At 62.3% G+C, this 17,429-nt stretch carries 13 protein-coding genes, 1 tRNA gene and 1 pseudogene; 4 read left to right on the top strand and 11 right to left on the bottom strand.

The window, feature by feature from the left end:
- Positions 1-231: 231 nt before the first annotated feature.
- Positions 232-1,143, top strand: coding sequence for a sterol desaturase family protein (locus ACYQ47_RS01475; protein ID WP_459904268.1), 912 nt, complete (start codon positions 232-234; stop codon positions 1,141-1,143).
- A 71-nt stretch (positions 1,144-1,214) separates the two neighbouring features.
- Here ACYQ47_RS01475 and ACYQ47_RS01470 read toward each other — a convergent pair whose 3' ends face one another.
- Together ACYQ47_RS01470 and ACYQ47_RS01465 are read right to left on the bottom strand one after the other, a co-directional pair.
- Complete coding sequence (locus tag ACYQ47_RS01470) at positions 1,215-1,397, bottom strand: hypothetical protein (protein WP_250466609.1); 183 nt, start codon at positions 1,395-1,397, stop codon at positions 1,215-1,217.
- 455 nt (positions 1,398-1,852) lie between these two features.
- Entirely contained in the window at positions 1,853-2,743 is an 891-nt protein-coding gene (locus tag ACYQ47_RS01465) for an NmrA family NAD(P)-binding protein (RefSeq protein ID WP_459904267.1), read from the bottom strand.
- A gap of 542 nt (positions 2,744-3,285) precedes the next feature.
- Between ACYQ47_RS01465 and ACYQ47_RS01460 the strand changes: the two genes are divergently transcribed.
- On the top strand, positions 3,286-4,518 hold the full coding sequence (locus ACYQ47_RS01460) for a hypothetical protein (protein WP_459904266.1): 1,233 nt from the start codon (positions 3,286-3,288) through the stop codon (positions 4,516-4,518).
- A gap of 30 nt (positions 4,519-4,548) precedes the next feature.
- On the opposite strand, the gene ACYQ47_RS01455 is transcribed toward ACYQ47_RS01460, so the two are convergent.
- The 6 genes from ACYQ47_RS01455 to fdhE all read right to left on the bottom strand — a co-directional run bounded on the left by ACYQ47_RS01455 (position 4,549) and on the right by fdhE (position 11,830).
- Positions 4,549-4,644 (bottom strand) — tRNA-Sec (locus ACYQ47_RS01455).
- Between the two features lie 94 nt (positions 4,645-4,738).
- Positions 4,739-5,359, bottom strand: coding sequence for a DedA family protein (locus ACYQ47_RS01450; RefSeq protein ID WP_459904264.1), 621 nt, complete (start codon positions 5,357-5,359; stop codon positions 4,739-4,741).
- Between the two features lie 48 nt (positions 5,360-5,407).
- Positions 5,408-7,411, bottom strand: a complete 2,004-nt coding sequence (locus tag ACYQ47_RS01445) for a bifunctional DedA family/phosphatase PAP2 family protein (protein ID WP_459904263.1) — start codon at positions 7,409-7,411, stop codon at positions 5,408-5,410.
- Between the two features lie 61 nt (positions 7,412-7,472).
- Entirely contained in the window at positions 7,473-9,386 is a 1,914-nt protein-coding gene (gene selB, locus ACYQ47_RS01440) for a selenocysteine-specific translation elongation factor (protein WP_459904261.1), read from the bottom strand.
- A complete protein-coding gene (gene selA, locus ACYQ47_RS01435) occupies positions 9,383-10,834 on the bottom strand; it encodes an L-seryl-tRNA(Sec) selenium transferase (RefSeq protein WP_459904260.1) in 1,452 nt (483 codons plus the stop codon). Before selA ends, selB begins: the two co-directional genes overlap by 4 nt.
- Before the next feature lie 18 nt (positions 10,835-10,852).
- Positions 10,853-11,830, bottom strand: a complete 978-nt coding sequence (gene fdhE, locus ACYQ47_RS01430) for a formate dehydrogenase accessory protein FdhE (RefSeq protein WP_250509868.1) — start codon at positions 11,828-11,830, stop codon at positions 10,853-10,855.
- A 92-nt stretch (positions 11,831-11,922) separates the two neighbouring features.
- Here fdhE and ACYQ47_RS01425 point away from each other — a divergent pair, with 92 nt between their 5' ends.
- Positions 11,923-12,201, top strand: a complete 279-nt coding sequence (locus tag ACYQ47_RS01425) for an AbrB/MazE/SpoVT family DNA-binding domain-containing protein (RefSeq protein ID WP_459904258.1) — start codon at positions 11,923-11,925, stop codon at positions 12,199-12,201.
- A pseudogene (locus tag ACYQ47_RS01420) lies at positions 12,188-12,542 on the top strand (type II toxin-antitoxin system ChpB family toxin). Before ACYQ47_RS01425 ends, ACYQ47_RS01420 begins: the two are co-directional and overlap by 14 nt.
- Before the next feature lie 12 nt (positions 12,543-12,554).
- Here the strand turns inward: ACYQ47_RS01420 and ACYQ47_RS01415 are convergent.
- The 3 genes from ACYQ47_RS01415 to fdnG are packed head-to-tail and all read right to left on the bottom strand — an operon-like array spanning position 12,555 to position 17,212.
- Positions 12,555-13,205, bottom strand: coding sequence for a formate dehydrogenase subunit gamma (locus ACYQ47_RS01415; RefSeq protein ID WP_244828692.1), 651 nt, complete (start codon positions 13,203-13,205; stop codon positions 12,555-12,557).
- A complete protein-coding gene (gene fdxH, locus ACYQ47_RS01410) occupies positions 13,192-14,124 on the bottom strand; it encodes a formate dehydrogenase subunit beta (protein ID WP_244828693.1) in 933 nt (310 codons plus the stop codon). The genes ACYQ47_RS01415 and fdxH overlap by 14 nt, the downstream gene beginning before the upstream one ends.
- A gap of 10 nt (positions 14,125-14,134) precedes the next feature.
- Positions 14,135-17,212: a formate dehydrogenase-N subunit alpha gene (gene fdnG / locus ACYQ47_RS01405; protein ID WP_459904256.1), complete on the bottom strand. Its 3,078-nt coding sequence runs from the start codon at positions 17,210-17,212 to the stop codon at positions 14,135-14,137.
- Positions 17,213-17,429 lie beyond the last annotated feature (217 nt).

Here is a 17,429-nt window from a genome sequence, read left to right as displayed (position 1 = left end):
TCGCCGGCATTATAGTGTAAATGCGATTCGTTATCATTAACCGCATGGAAAATTTGTAGCGACGCAACATTCAGACGGCTGTCCAAAGGCAAGCGCATCTAAATTCAATTTTTCGGCAGGCCCGGTGCAGGTCGTTGACGTGACATCCCGCGAAATAACTTCTGCATGGTTTTCAACGAAGTCGATCGCTAAAGTGACTTCATTCGCAACCCACTGGAACCGAGTGAAATCATGGAATTGATCGGCACAATCACGACGTACATGATGGCCATCGTGCTTGTTGCATCGATGACCGAAGCGTTCGTGCTGCATGGCAAGTACAAAGGCACCGACCGCGCGTTTGACTGGCACGAGTTCTGGATCTCGCTCGCCGATCTGATCGGCCGAAAGCTGCTCGCGTTCTTGCCGCTTTCGCTAGCAACGCCTGTGTTTCATTTCGCGTGGGAACACCGTATTCATACCGTCGCGACCAACGACATGCTGACGATCTTCCTGCTCTTCATTGGCCAGGAGTTCTGCTACTACTGGTATCACCGCATAGCGCATACGGTGCGCTTCTTCTGGGCGAGCCACGCGGTTCATCACTCGCCGAACCAGTTGACGTTGTCATCCGCTTATCGGCTCGGCTGGACCACCAAGCTCACGGGTTCGGCCATCTTCTTCACGCCGCTCTCGTGGCTCGGCGTCAAACCGGAAGTGGTGATAGCCGTCGTGTCCATCAATCTGCTCTATCAGTTCTGGTTGCACGCTACGTGGATACCCAAGCTCGGCTGGCTCGAATACGTGTTCAACACGCCTTCTTCACACCGAGTTCATCATGCTTCGAATGCCACTTACCTCGATGCCAACTTCGGCGGTGTGCTGATTATCTTCGACCGGCTGTTCGGCACTTACGTGGAGGAACGCGCCGATGAACCCTGCCGCTACGGCCTGACAACGCCGACCACTTCGCATAACCCGATTGTCGTGGAGACGGAGCACTGGGTGAGCCTTGGAAAAGACATGGCCGGTGCAAAGCGCGTTTCGGATGCCGTGTCCTTCGTGCTTCGCCCGCCGGGTTGGTTGCCGAACGGTCAAGGCGAGACGACGCAGGAACTGCAGCGCAGGCAGAAAGACAGCGTACAACCCGCGCAGGCAGGTTAAACGGCAGTTACACACTCGAACGAAGGCGGATCGTGCGATCCGCCTTTGTCGACTGTCAGCCGCAGCGTTCGTTAGAACGTGACGCTTTGACTGATGACCGTCTGACCGTTGACGATGATGACGGAACTGGCAGTGCCCGTTTGCGTCGGTGCGGCAGGCGTGCTCGGCGAGTACGGGCCAGTGCCCGTGCCCTGCTTCACAGCGCCGCCAGCGATATTCGATTGTGCCAGTGCAATGCGATCGATCTTGATCATTTCAAACCTTTTCTGGTTATGTGGGGCGACAGTCCGCTTTCAGCAAACATGCTGTCGCCAGATACTTAAGCTGTCGACAACCGGAGCCACCAGGCTCGGTCGTTCGAAAGCAAGCGGAACCCCAATCGTAACCAAGCTGCACGAAAGATACTTTATTAAACGTCCTAAATATGTCTGTCGTTTGGCAAGACGCATATACGTTGCGCTGCCAGTCGGCCGGTAACGATTTAGACCGGTTGCAAAACTCAAGCTATTCGGCCGTACATGGCGCGGACGACGCGGTACGCGCTCTGCAGCGAATAAGCCAGCGTACCCAAAGACCGCTACGGGTCGGAACGCATGCGACGCGTTAATGCAGAGAACATCTGCAAACGGCACACGTCCGTGATGCTGAAGCGGGCCGGTGACGCGCTCTTACACTAAACGCGCCACGGCAACGCTACAGAGCACGCGCCTTAAATGCCGCGCTTTTCGAACGCAGCCCGATTGGCTTCCACAAACTCCTCGACGGTCTGCGGCGCCTTCCCGGTGACCCGGCCGATGATCTCGTCGCGCCCTTCGAATACGCCGTTCTGATAGTCCACCGCCACTTCGATGAAATGCTGGATCATGAATTCGGGCAACTTGTATTGGCTCAGATGCTCGCGATAAGCGTCGAGCGTCATCGGGTCGTAGACGACTTTGCGATCGAGCACCGCGCCGATCTTCTCGGCAATTTCCTTCTGACTCAGCTCGATGGGACCGCAAAGCTCGTACGTCTTGCCGATATGACCTGCGGGTTTCGCGAGCACTGTCGCGATGAAGCGCGCCTGATCTTCGGCGGCAATCGGCGCGTGACGTCCGTTGCCGAATGGCAGCGCAATCTTGCCGTCCTGCACGATCGTATCGAGCACCCACGGAAAAACCATCCACTCGGAGAAAAACGTCGGACGGATATGCACCGTCGGCACGCCCGACCAGTCGAGCACTCTCTCGGCAATCCAATGGTCGCGCGCAGCGTGGCTCTTCGAATCTTCTCGCGCGGAGATTTGCGACATGTTGACGACGACATCGAGTCCATTGCGACGCGCTGCATCGGCGAAATAGGCGGTCGCCTGGATAAAGCCCGGACGCACGGGAAAACAGAGATACGCGGCTGAGACGCCATCCGTCGCACGAATGGCGTCGTCATGCGAGAGCAAGTCTCCGACGACGACTTCCGCCCCGGCCTGCCGAAGCGCCTCGCTGCGCGCATCCACTGTTCGCACGAGCGCGCGGACTGCATGTCCGCTGTCGAGGAGGTTCTGAACGGTATGCACGCCCGTCTTGCCCGCCGCTGCCGTAACCAAAATTCGTTGCTGTCCCATGATGCCTCTCCTGTTTCGTGGTTAAGCACGTCCGTTCCAGGTTGGCCGGCTAAAGTGCATATGCACTTTCAAGCGCGGACGAGAGCTGCAAAAACCCGAAACGAACACACCAAGTGATTGGATGTTAGCCAAAATCTATACAGAGGTCAAAGCAAGTCTGAATTGTGAATTCCGCATGGCTCGAAGATTCGCGCTGAATTGGCTGTGCCCGAAACCCACCGGACGCATCCGACGAGCGTCTTGTCATTGCCTTGCATTCCGCTTCGTTCCGACTATGCTAAGTCAGGTCATCGCCAGCGTCCCAGCGCGCGCCAAAAAGCAACCGCGCATCCGACCGTTCGGTATATTTCAGACTCCAAACGAATTCATGCTGCTCGATGGACACGAGCACGCCTCTCCTTTTGTCCGCGCAATTCAGCAAGACCAGACGCCGCACGCGACGTCGATGAAAGCCACGGCCGTACACACATGTCGCGACACAGATGCGCGATCGGACCGTGGCGCATACGAGGAACACATCAAGCTCATCCATGGAGGCGACAATGAAACCAGCTTTCCCGGTCTCAAGTGAGACACGGCACGCAAAAGCGGTATTCGCGTCGAAGATTCTTCGTTCTTTACTTTTGGGTGCGGCCGTCGCGGGCGGCATGTTCACGACGCATTGGGCGCAAGCCGATGACTCGTTCTCGCGAGGAGGCGGCAACAGAACCGAGAGCATCTTCGTCGGCGATATCGGCGACCCGAATGACACGAACGATGACACCATCAAGCAGGTCGACCTCCGTACCGGAGCCGTGCGCGTTTTCGCATCTTCTACCTTCGGTGCCGAGTTGAACGGCGTCATGGGCATCATCTTCAACGACGCCTCCTTGATCGCCAGCATTCAAAACTTCAGCATCGATCCTACGGCGAGCGGCGACGTCATCAAGCTGAATGGGCGCACGGGCATGTTCGAGCAGTACCTCGTGAATCCAAAATCGCGAAACGTACCTTATGCGCCGCAGGGCATCGTTTTCGGCGGCGGCACGCGCGACTGGCATTACGGTTATCAGCCGGACCATTACTACGTCGCGAACGTCATCAAGAGCGGGCAAACTTGCACGAAGGTGGACGAAGGCGATGTGCGGGAATACAGCGAATCGGGCGCGTTCGTTCGCACGCTGGACCGGGGCGGGTTCGCGGCGGGTTTCTATCCGCGTGGCGTCGTGTTCGGGCCGGGCGGCATGCTGTATGTCGCGGCGCGCGGCTGTCCGGCGGTGGCGCCGACGGACCCCTTATCGCTGCTCGCGTACATCCTTCGCTTCAATCCCTACACCCATAAACTGGACAAGGTAATTGCGACCAATGCATCGGTGCAAAGTCAGGGCTTGAAGTTCGGATTCCATCGGCCAGAAGGCTTGGTGTTCGACGACAAGGGCTACCTTTGGGTCACGAGTTTTCGCGATACCACCAGCAGCGCCGATCCGCTGGATAAGAACAACGTCGACCGCATTCTGAAGTTCGACGTGAGGAGCGGGAAAGTCGTCGACTCCTTGCCGCTATCCGACTTCGATAAACCGCGAGCATCCGCGCAGGCACTGATCTTCGGTCCCGAAGGAAAGCTGTACATTCCGATCTCTGGGAGCGCAGCGGAGACGACAGGCGAATTGCGCCGATGCGACACGCGCACGAAGAAATGCGACGTCGTCGTTCCGGTTGGCGGAGGCCTCGTCGATCCGTGGTTTGCGGTCTTCAGAAACAGCGATCCGGCGACGTTGTCGTACGAGCGTCGCTAACGGCACGCAAAGAGGCGCGAGGAAAGGCATTGGCGGAAGGCAGCCGGAGTCGAACCGACCTGGGAATGTCTGACATCCCCAACCGGGTTTGAAGCCCGGCCGTACCACCGGATACGAATGCCTTCCTGCGGAGAACTCAGCACGCTGGCAACACTTCGACCAGGCGCGCCGCGATTATAGCGGTGATGCGTAATTCGCATACTTGCCGGCGCACCGGCCATTAACCGCTCTTGTCGCTTGGCTGGTGCGGCGGCTTGCGGCGTAACAGACGGTACGCGAAGAAGATCAGCGCGAGCACCACCAGCAGGTCGATCACCGTCGCGCCATGCAGATGCAACTCCATCAGCGTCCATTGCAGTTGCCGCTGAAAGAGCGCGCCGCCCAGCAGCCAGAACGCAGCCCACGCGACGATCCCACCCGTATCCCAAAGAAAGAACGCGGGCACGTCGATTTGCGTCGTACCCATCAAGGGCGGCGTGACGAGTCCGAGTCCCGGTATGAACTTCGATACCGCGACGATAGGCGCGCCATGCCGCTCGAAAAGAGCGCCGGTCGTACGCATGCCGTTGTCGATCGCATAGGAGCGACGCGAAAGCGCGGCAATGAGCTTGCGCCCGTGGATGCGTCCCGCCGCAAACCACACACCGTCGCCGATGAGCGCGCCCGCCACGGCAGCCACCAGCACGGAGACGAACGAGAGCCGCCCGTTCGCGACAGCCGTTCCCGCGAACAGCAGCAACGGCGCGGAAGGCAGCGGCACACCGAGCCGCGTCAGCAGCACATTGGCGAACACCGCCGCCCCGCCCCACTGCGCAATCGCCGATGGCGGTATCTGAATCACGCGTCTTCCTCGGTTCGTTGTGGTCTGTGGTCTCGCGGCCGGACGCGCTCAATCGGCCCGCGATTCGACGAGCATCACGGGAATGCCGCCGCACCCCGCGCTATTCGCAATTTCAATGCCGCCCCACGGCGAACCCGCGCCACGGTCGAACGCCATCGGGTCGCCACGCAAGTCCGGGCGCAGCACGTTGAACGGCCAGGTCGGTCGCCTGATGCGCTCATGGACCACGGACCCGAGCCAGATCGGCATGGGCTGCGCGCGGGCGCCCATGCCTAGCGCGTAGTTCGTGGGCCAAAAACGCAGGACGTCGCGCTCCTGCGGGCCGAGATGGGATCGCGTGAACACGAGCTTCGACGGCTCGCCGTTGTTCAGACGCGGCAGCGCGGGCAAGGCGACCGCCGGTGCGTTGGGCGACACCACCGACATCACGCTCTTCACCGACACGCCCGACACCTCGGTCCAGCCGCGGCTCGTCAGTTGCGCGCGAATTTGCGCGGGCGTGGCCGCCCATTGCACGGTGATCGGCTCGCGACGGTCGCCATCCATGGCCGACCGGTAGCACGAGAACGTGCGCCAGAAGGTATCGGTCCATTGAATCGGCGTGATGACGACCGTGACGGGCGGCGCGCTGTGCGCCTCGGATGAATCGCTCAACTGCAACGCCACGCTTGCGCAGATGACGGCCAGCACCGCGAACGGCATCCACGGACGCGGCTTCGGTTTGCCGGGATTGCGCCACACCGCCGTGAGCGCGATCAGAAACACCCAGATGGCCGCGAGCGCGACGCTGCCGAGCACGGCGGAAATGGTGAAGCGGCCGAAGTACAACCCGGCGAGCGCGACGGCCGTGACGATCGCCGATGTCGCCGTCGCGATCAACACGCCCGAAATGGTGCCGACGCGCCGCAGCAGCAAGAACGCGAGAAAGCCGTAGATCACGACCGTGGCCGAGACGTGACTGCTCAGAAAAGAATGGTCGGCGGGCGCGAGCGTGACGAGCATCGGATCGCGCGCGGTGAAGCGGATCGCGAGCACCAGCAATTGCGAAAACACGACGGCGACGAGCCAGTACGTGACCGTGCGCCAGCGCCGCTCGAACACCATCCACACGACGACCGTTACGGCGAGCGCGGCGAGCGTCGGCGTGCTGCCGAGCGTGGCGGCGGCATCGAGGATGGAATCGGCCCAGGTCGAACGGAACGACTGCAACAGCCGGAAGATGGAGGTATCCACCTGCACGAGCGAACTGCCGCGCGCCACGCCCGACAGCACGTAGAAGAACGCGACCGCCGAGACGAGCAGCAGCGCGGAGATCATCACGATGAGCCCGGTCGCCGGATTGCCCGGATCGAGCGCGCGTGCGAGCATCCGCGCGGCCAGACCACGGCGTTGCTGGCAGGTCGCAAGCAACATGTCGCGCGAGGCGAACGTCCATTCCTTCGCATGCGAAATCACCACGCGCGCGAGATTGAACACGAGCCACGCAAGCGCCGCGAGGATGACGAGGATCACCACGAGCCGGATCGATACCGCGCCCGCCAGTTCGATCGAAGCTCCGAAGACCACGCCCGGCAGGATGTGCAGCGGCGCCCAGATCAGCGCGGAAATGATGTTGACCGCCAGAAAGCGCGCGGGCGTCATGCCCGCGACGCCAGCGACGACCGGCACCACCGCGCGCATCGGTCCAACGAAACGCGCGAGCACCACGCTCTTCGCGCCGTGTTTGTCGAAGTATCTTCGGCCGGCGACGAGTGCGCCGGGATGCGCCCGAAACGGCCACATCTGCGCAATGCTCGTTGCATAGCGCTTGCCGAACCAGAAGCTGACCGCGTCGCCCGCAATGGCGCCAACGACCGCGCAGACCATCACCCAGCCGAGATTCAGCGCGCCGGTTCCGACGAGCGCGCCCGCGATGAACATGGCCGTGCTGCCCGGAATGAAGGTGCCAATGAATGCGAGCGACTCCAGAAACGACGCAAGCAGCACTACCACGAGCGTCCATTCGGGATGGCTCGACAGAAGATGCAAGAGCTTGTAGTAGGAATGCTCCATCGGATTTCACGCGACAGCCTGCGCCGCGAAGGTCTCCACGTCGTAACTCGACGTTCGATAGTCAGACGGATTCGTGCCAGCGGCTGTCGGTTCGCAACAGATGAAGGTCGCGGTGAAACCGAGTGTACCCAACCCTGTCGAAGAACTCCAAAACCTGGATCGCGCGTTTGCGGCCGAGCGCGCTGGCATCGCGAAATGCGGCCGCGCCTATCGCACCGTTCGCGTTTGCATGTTCGGCAGCCAGCCGTGCAAGTGCTGCAATGGACGCGCGTCCGTAAAACAAGTCGCGCACCACCTGAAAGACATCGCCACGGCGCGAGAGCTTGCGCAACAGACGCCGCACCGCGTCTTCGGGCACGCCATGCGTGGTGGCCAAATCCCTGACCCACGGCGGGTCGAAGCGGCCTTCCTCGATCGATGAGAGCACGACGCGGGCCAGCGCGTCCTCGGCGGCATCGAGCGTAACCGTATGCGATGGCAAATGCAGCCACGGACCGCTTCGCGCAATCGTGCCTAGCGTCACGGCGTCGTCGATGAGCGCGCGCCACAGCGCTTCGGGCGCGAGCGGCGCGGCCATGCGGCGCAGGCGCGCGGTATCCGGGCCTTGCTCGTCCGCAAAGCGTTCGTGGAAGGCGGCGAGTGCATCCGTCAGACACGCGTGCAACGCGTCCCATCGCGCGACGCTGATCAAGAGCGCATCGTCGTGGATGGGTATGCTGCGCAGACCGTCGGGCTGGGTCATCGATCCAAGCGTTCGACCTGCAAGATGCTCGACGAGCGAGCGCGGCAAGCCATACGGCGACTGCGCGAAGAGTTCGTCGATGGCGCCGGTGTCGAGCATCGCGGTGAGCGCATCGAGCCACGCGTGGCGCTGCGGCGTGCGGCGCTTGCGTGCGGGCGCAAACGGGTCGAGCACACGCCCGCCGCCTACCGTTTTATCCGCCTGCGCATTGCGAACGATGAAGCGGTCGCCCGGCAGCGCGCAAACCGGCCTATCGAATACGAGTTGCACGCGCGCCGTCTGCCCGGCCGCGAGCGTTTCGCCGTCGAGCAAGGCGATGTGCGCGACGCGGTGCATCGTGCCCAGATGTACATGCAGCGGGCTCCAGTGCGTGAGCGCCGGCGAGGCATCGGCGAGAAGCGTGAGTTCGACGTCGATTCGCTCGGACGCTCGCGCGAGACGCGCATCGAGAATCCAGTCGCCGCGCGACAGCGTGTCCTTCTCGATGCCCGCGAGATTGAGCGCACAGCGCTCGCCCGCGCGCCCCGTCTCCGAAGCGCGATTCTGCGCGTGAATGCTGCGCACACGAACCGGCGCCTCGCCCTCGCGCGGCGCGAGCGCCAGCGTGTCGCCAACCTTCGTCTGCCCCGCGAACACCGTGCCGGTCGCCACCGTGCCCTGGCCCGCGAGCGTGAACACGCGGTCCACGGCCAAACGAAAGAAGCCGTCGTCGCGGCGCGCGCGCCAGTGCATGGCGACATCGTGCAGATGCGCGTTCAGCGCGGCCACGCCGGAGTCGTCATCGCGCGTGGCGTTGATGTTAAAGAGCGGTGCGTCTTGCAAAGCGGTGCCGGCCAGCAGCGCGGCGATTTCGGCATGGACTTCGTTCAGGCGCGCGGCATCGACACGATCAGATTTCGTCACCGCCACTGCGCCGTCTTTCACGCCGAGCAACTGAAGAATCGCAAGATGTTCGCGCGTTTGCGGCATAACGCCATCGTCGGCGGCGATCACGACGAGCGCGAAGTCGATGCCGCATGCGCCCGCGGCCATCGTATGCACGAGCTTTTCGTGCCCCGGCACGTCGATGAAGCCGAGCACGCCGCCATCGCCGAGCGGCACGTATGCATAACCCAGTTCGATGGAAATGCCACGCGCCTTCTCTTCCTTCAGACGATCCGTATCCACCCCCGACAGCGCGCGCACGAGCGTCGTCTTGCCGTGATCGATATGCCCCGCCGTGCCGACGATCATGCGTTGCGGCCCGTTGCCCGCATCTCCAGTTGGGCGATGAACGCGGCTTCGTCCTGTGCTTCGAGACAGCGCAGATCGAGCCACAGCGCGTTATCCGCAATGCGCCCGATGACCGGGCGCGGCAGATCGCGCAGTCTGCGCTCGATGCGATTCAACTGGCCGCCCGCCTTCTTGCCGCTCGTGAGCCGCACGACGAGGCCGTAACTCGGCAGGACATCGACCGGCAACGCGCCGCTGCCGATCTGACTGAACATCGGCTCGGTGGCGACGACGAAATCCGCACCGGTCATTGCCTGCAGAACGGGCCGAATGCGTTCGGCGGCAAGGCGCATGGCGTCCGCGGGACGCGTCAGCAGGCGCAAGGTGGTGAGACGTTCGGCGAGCGTCTCCGGCGTGCGATAAAGCCGCAACACCGCTTCGAGCGCCGCGAGCGTGAGCTTGCCGACCCGCAGCGCACGCTTGAGCGGATGCTTCTTGATCTTCGCGATCAGTTCCTTCGTACCGACGATCAGGCCCGCCTGCGGGCCGCCGAGCAGCTTGTCGCCGCTGAAGGTGACGAGTTGCGCGCCAGCCTCGACCGTCTCGCGAACCGTGGCCTCGCGCGGCAAGCCCCATTGCGCCAAATCGACGAGCGTGCCACTGCCGAGATCCACGACAACCGGCAAGCCGCGCGTCCTCGCGAGCGGCGCGAGTTCCGCGAGCGTGACTTCCTTGGTGAAGCCCGTGACGGCGTAGTTGCTGCAATGCACTTTCATCAGGAGCGCGGTCCTGGCGTTGATCGCTTCGTCGTAATCCTTCAGATGCGTGCGGTTGGTCGTGCCGACTTCGCGCAATTTCGCGCCCGCGCGGCTCATGATGTCGGGAATGCGAAACGCGCCGCCAATCTCGACCAGCTCGCCGCGCGACACGATCACTTCGCGACGCGCGGCCAGCGCGGACAGCGTCAGCAGCACGGCGGCCGCGTTGTTGTTGACGACCGTCGCGGCTTCGGCGCCCGTCAGTTCACAGATGAGTTCGTTGATGAGGTCATCGCGGTCGCCGCGCGCGCCGGTCGCCAGATCGAATTCGAGATTGGCGGGCCGCGTCAGGACTTCGGCGACGGCGCGCAGCGCTTCATCCGGCAACAGCGCGCGGCCGAGGTTCGTGTGCAGCACCGTGCCCGTGAGATTGAAGACGCTTTTCACGCTGCTTTCCGCGCGCTTGTCGAGCGTCGCGCCGACGCTTGCCGCGAGGCTCGCATCGGCCAGTGCCTCGACGGATGCGCGGCCCGCCTGCGCTTCGGCGCGCCATGCGTCGAGCGACGCGCGCAGCACGGCGAGCGTCTGCGTGCGTCCGTGCGCGGCCAAGACCGGCGCGAATGCCGCCGATGCCAGCACGCGCTCCACCGATGGCACTCGCGCCATCAGCGCGCGCAATTCGCTGTCGTTGTTGCCGGTGACATTACTCACGCCTCTATCCTCTTCCCTTCATGCTTCATCGACGTGTTCGGGCCACAGCCACGGATGCGGCGACGCACGGCGAAAACCGGCGTCGCCCATCAGAAGGTCGAGCGTGAGGCTTGCCAGATCGTCGGCGTAAGGCTCGAAGTCGTAGGCCTTGTCCTGATAGCCGATCTTTCTGTAGGTGCCGCATTCGTCGCACGACTCGGCCTTGAGCGCGGCCTGCTTCGCGCGGGCGGCGCGTTGTTCCTCGGTTTCGTCGTCCGTGGGCGTGCCCATGGCGTGATACGCAATGCCCTTGGTGGAGTCGCAATTCGAGCATTTGGCGCGCACGACATGCCATTCGGTCGAGCACAAGCCGCACTGCACGTAGCGATATCCATCATGCGTGCCGCCGACGCGCACGATGCTCGCCACCGGCATCGAGCCGCAGAGCGGGCAGACGCCGGGCGCATCGAGATAAGGCACATCCGACACGGCGATGCGCGTGGCCAGATCGGTCCACACCACTTGCAGCGCGGCGACGATGAATGGCGCCGCCGCCGGATCGATCTCCGCGAAGCGCAGCGCGATGATCGCGTCGGCCTGCGTGTCGAGCGTGGCGGCGTCGGTCGTGCGCAGACGCGCAACGAGTTGCGCGAGCGGCGGCGTGAGCGCGCCCGCAGCTTCGATACTGTCGAGCAGCATGAACAGCACGTCGCGCCACGCGGGATCGCGCTCGTCGGTGAGCGCGGGGACGATAGGCATCGAATGCTGCTGATTGCGTTCGATCGACTCGCGCGCGGGCATCAAAGCGGTGGAGGTCGAAAGGATGCGTTGCTGCGCATCGGCGAGCGCGGCCATGAGACGCAGATAGCCCGCGATCGGATTGCTCGCTTCGGCGAGTTGCAACAGACGCGCGGCGCGGGCGGCGAACACGGTGCCGCGTTCGGGCATGCGAAGACGGGGAATGGCCGAAGGATCGAGAGACTCGATCTTGGCGGCTTCGAGGATGCGTTGGACCACGGGATTCCTTGAGGAAGGTCGGGGCGGGATCAAGAATAACAGCTTATAACGGAGCGCTCAGGGATGCTCATGCTCCGCGCGGAGGTACAAAAATGAGTTCACGCCAACGGAAATTCAAAATGGAACTTTCAATACGGAAGCAGGGAAATGGCGCGGCAGTCCGGTTGCCCGCCGCGCTGCTGGAAGGCATGAAACTGACCCTTGGCGACAAATTCAATGTCGAGGTGTGCCCGGCGGGAATCATGCCGATGCCGGCTCGTCGCGAATTGTCGCTCGAGGAACTGCAGGCGCAGTGCGACCCGAAGGCGCCTATCTCCGATGAATTGGCTGACTGGAACAATCTAAAACCGGTAGGACGTGAGCGATGGTGAAAGGCAACAAATTCGACGCGGGGATATTGCGCACGTCGAGCTGAGTCCGGCAATTGGCCATGAGCAACAAGGCGACTTCAGGCGGGCTCGCGCTTTCGGCTGCGTCATTCAATGCGCTGGAGACCGCACTGGTCGCGCCTGTCATGCAGAGCGGCGGCTTCGCGCGATACGCCGGTTTCGCAGTCCCGCTCGCCGGGCTTGGCACAAGGACGCAAGGCGTCGCGCTCGTCAACATGGTCCGCACGTTAGACCTCGAAGCGCGCGGTGCGAGTCGAATGGAACGCGCGCCAATCGAAGTGACGGACGACGCGCTAGCGCGCCGTCACGCCATTCTCGACTGACGCGCATTCGGCCTACTTGCCGATGATCTCCTTGAACCACCGCGGATGGTGCTTCCTGGCCCATCCATAAGTGACCGTGCCGCGTGTCATCGCGCCGACAGAACCCTTGATCCAGATCGCCGCGTAGATATGCACGATGATCCCGACGATCAGCACGAACGCCGCCGCCGCATGCACGACCGCCGCCACGCGAATGATCTCGATGGGAAAGTAGAACGAGAAGTAGCGGCGCCAAATCACGATGCCGCTCAACAGTAGAAGCGGCAGGCAAGCGGCCATCGTGAAGAACAGCAGCTTTTGCCCGGCGTTGTACTTGCCGATCTCCGGCAGCCGGTCTTCGCGATTCGCCAGCACGTCGTCGATCTGCTTCATCCACTGCACGTCGGCTTTGTCCAGATAGTTGTGATGCCAGAAACGCAGCGCAAGAATCATGAACGAGACGAACATCACGCAGCCGACGAACGGATGCAGAATGCGCGTCCACTGGCCGCCGCCGAAGATTGCGTAGAGCCAGGCCATCGACGGATGAAACATCGCGAGACCGGAGAGCGCCAGCAAGACGAACGTGATCGCGGTAATCCAGTGATTGCTGCGCTCGTTCGGCGTGTAACGGACGATCAGGCGGTTGCCCTTCACGTCGCGCAGTTCGCTATCGTGTTTCATTCGAACGCTCCCTTTGCTGAAACGCCTCTTCGGCTTCGTGCTGTGCTTCGGCTTCTTCTTCCGCGCTCACCTCGTTCGGACCGACACGCGTGTAGTGGAAGAACCCGGCGATCGCGGCCAGCGCGATACCCGCCATTGCAAGCGGCTTGGTCACGCCTTTCCAGATCGACACCAGCGGACTGATGTGCGGGTCTTTCGCGAGCCCGTGATAAAGCTGCGGCTGATCCGCGTGATGCAGCACGTACATCACATGCGTGCCGCCCACGCCCGCCGGGTTGTAAAGACCCGCGTTTTCGAAACCGCGCTCCTTCAGGTCTTCGATGCGATCCTCCGCTTGCGTGATCATGTCCACCTTGGTGCCGAACATGATCGCGCCCGTCGGACACGTCTTCACGCACGCCGGCTCCTGCCCGACCGCGACGCGGTCCGAACAGAGCGTGCACTTGTACGCGCGATGATCTTCCTTGGAGATACGCGGAATGTTGAACGGGCAGCCCGTGACGCAGTATCCGCAGCCAATGCAGTTTTCCTCGTGAAAATCCACGATGCCATTGGTGTACTGCACGATCGCGCCCGGCGACGGACACGCCTTGAGACACCCCGGGTCCTCGCAATGCATGCAACCGTCCTTGCGGATCAGCCACTCGAGGTCGCCCTTCGGGTTCTCGTACTCCGTGAAGCGCATCACCGTCCACGAATGTTCGGTGAGATCACGCGGATTGTCGTAGACGCCGGTCGTATGACCGACGTCGTCGCGCAGGTCGTTCCACTCCATGCACGCCGTCTGACATGCCTTGCAGCCGATGCACTTCGATACGTCGATGAGCTTCGCGACCGTCCCCGTCACCGGCTCGCGAACTTGCGGCGGCGGCGTGGTGGTGGCCGAGAGGCGCTTGATGTCGAGCGATTGCAGAGCCATCTCGTCTCCTTTAAGCCTTCTCGGCTTTTTCGACCTTCACGAGGAACGACTTGAACTCCGGTGTCTGCGAGTTCCCGTCGCCCACGGAAGGCGTCAGTGTGTTGACGAGATAGCCCGGCTGCGTGAGGCCTTTGAAGCCCCAATGCAGCGGCAGGCCGACGGTATGCACCTTCTTGCCCTCCACGTTCAATGGCTTGATGCGCTTGGTGACGAGCGCCACCGCGACGATATGCCCGCGATTGCTCGATACCTTCACGCGCTCGCCCGCCACGACGCCCACTTCCTTTGCGTGTTCCTCGCCGATTTCCACGAACTGCTGCGGCTGCACGATGGCGTTGAGTCGCGCGTGCTTGGTCCAGTAGTGGAAGTGCTCGGTCAGGCGATAGGTCGTTGCCGTGTCCGGGAACTTGTCGGCGGTGCCGAGCGCCGCGCGGTCATCCGGGAAGATGCGCGCGGCTGGATTGCTCACCACGGCCTTGTTGTCCGGGAAGAACGGGTTATAGCCGAGCGGCGTCTCGAACGGTTCGTAATGCACCGGGAACGGTCCTTCGTTCATGCCGTCGCGCGCGAAGAAACGCGCCACGCCCTCCGGATTCATGATGAACGGATTCATGCCGTTCTCCGGGGGCTCGTCGGCCTTGAAATCGGGAATGTCCGGTCCGGTCCACGCCTTGCCGTTCCATGCGATCAGCTTGCGCGTCGGGTCGAAAGGCTTGCCGCTCACATCGCATGACGCGCGGTTGTAGAGCACACGGCGATTCGCCGGCCACGCCCACGCCCAGCCGAGCGTCTGACCGATGCCCGTCGGGTCCGAGTTGTCGCGCCGGCCCATCTGATTGCCAGCTTGCGTCCACGATCCGCAGAAGATCCAGCAACCGCTCGCCGTCGAGCCATCGTCACGCAAAAGCGCGAAGCTCGACAACTGCTCGCCCTTCTTCGCCAGCACCTTCGTCTTGTCGGTGGGATCGGCGACATCCGCGAGCGCGCGGCCGTTGAACTCCATCGCGATCTCTTCGGGCGTCGGACTTTCCGGGTCCGCGTAAGGCCAGGTCATGTTGAGGATAGGATCGGGATACTTGCCGCCCCTCTCCTTATAGGCCTGCCGAATGCGCAGCCACAGCCCCGACATGATCTCCAGGTCGCTCTTCGCTTCGCCCGGAGCGACCGCGCCTTGCCAGTGCCATTGCAGCACGCGGCTCGAACTCACGAGCGAGCCGCGCTCTTCCGCGAAACACGTGGTCGGCAGACGGAACACTTCAGTCTGAATCTTCGAGGCGTCGACATCGTTGAACTCGCCGTGGTTCTTCCAGAACTCGGAAGTCTCGGTGGCAAGCGGGTCCATGATGACGAGCCACTTCAGCTTCGACAGTCCAAGCCCGATCTTCGCCTTGTTCGGCGCGGCCGCGAGCGGGTTGAAACCCTGCGCGATATAGCCGTTCATCTTGCCCTGCGCCATCAGCTCGAACACCTGGAGCATGTCGTAAGACTTGTCGAGCTTCGGCAGATAGTCGAAGCCGAAGTTGTTCTCGGCGGTCGCGTTGTCGCCCCACCATGACTTCATGAAGCTCACATGGAACGCGCGATAGTTCTTCCAGTAGCTCAACTGATTCGGCCGCAAGGGCTGCGTCGCGCGCTTCTTGATGAACTCGTCGAAGTCCTGCTCGCCTTCCATCGGCAAGGTCATATAGCCGGGCAGCAGATTCGACATCAGGCCGAGATCGGTCAGGCCTTGAATGTTCGAGTGCCCGCGCAGCGCGTTCATGCCGCCGCCCGCCATGCCGATGTTGCCAAGCAGAAGTTGCACCATCGCGCCGGTGCGGATCATCTGCGCGCCAACCGAGTGATGCGTCCAGCCGAGCGCATACAGAATGGTTCCCGCGCGATTCGGCGCGGCGGTCGTGGCAAGCATCTCGCAGACCTTGAGGAACTTGTCGGTCGGCGTGCCGCAGACCTTCGTCACCATCTCGGGCGTATAGGTCGAGAAATGCTGCTTGAGCAGGTTGTAGACACAGCGCGGATGCTGCAAGGTCGGATCGACCTTGACGAAGCCATCGTCGCCGCGTTCGTAGTCCCAGCTCGACTTGTCGTAGTTGCGCTTCTCGGCGTTATAGCCCGAGAACTCGCCGTCCTTGAACGCGAAGTCCTCGCGCACGATAAAGGACATGTCCGTGTAGTTGCGGACGTACTCGTGCTGAATCTTGTCGTTGGTGAGCAGGTAATTGATGATGCCGCCCAGGAACGCGATGTCGCTTCCCGTGCGAATCGGCGCATAGAAATCCGCCACCGATGCGGTGCGCGTAAAGCGCGGATCGACCACGATGAGACGCGTCTTGCGATGCGCCTTCGCCTCGGTCACCCACTTGAAACCGCACGGATGCGCCTCGGCTGCGTTGCCGCCCATTACCAGAATCACGTCCGCGTTCTTGATGTCGACCCAATGGTTCGTCATCGCTCCACGGCCAAACGTCGGGGCAAGACCTGCCACCGTCGGGCCATGTCAGACACGCGCCTGATTGTCGAATGCGAGCATGCCCAGGCTGCGGGCAGTTTTATGCGTCAGATAGCCGACTTCGTTGCTGCCTGCCGACGCCGCGAGCATGCCCGTGGTCAGCCAGCGATTCACCTTCTTGCCGTCCGCCGTGGTCTCGACGAAATTCGCGTCGCGATCTTCCTTCATCAGTTTGGCGATACGGTCGAGCGCGTCTTCCCACGAGATGCGCTTCCATTCGTCCGATCCCGGCGCGCGATACTCGGGATGCATGAGGCGGCTGGGGCTATGAATGAAGTCGATGAGCGATGCACCCTTCGGGCACAGCGTGCCGCGATTGACGGGATGGTCGGGGTCGCCTTCGATATGGATGATGCTGGCCTTCGCATTCTTGGCGTTGTCGCCGAGGCCGTACATGAGGATGCCGCATCCGACTGAGCAGTACGGGCAGGTATTACGCGTTTCCGTGGTACGCGACAGCTTGTACTGACGAACTTCGGCGAGCGCAGGTGCCGGAGAGAAGCCTAGCGCCGCCAGGCTCGATCCGGCGAGCGTGCTCGCTGAGACCTTCAGGAACTGTCGCCGTGACATTTGCAGCATTTTAGTGCCTCGGCGTTTTGTAATGTGGGTGGCGAAATTATAGGGCGCGCTGTCTTATTTCGCTGGCGAACACGGCACTTTCGACTCGATGCGAAGCCTCGTTGTGGCGTTGCGCCGACGCGCGCTCAAGAGCCAAACGTTGCACCCAGTCCCGTCGACTTACGGTTGGACTGGAATAGTTCCTGCTCTCCTTCGTTCGAGTTTGGTCAGTCCGTTC

It is taken from the genome of Caballeronia sp. HLA56 (assembly GCF_054655155.1).
Note: the sequence above shows the minus strand (reverse complement) of the source record. Positions and strands in the feature narration are given on the sequence as shown.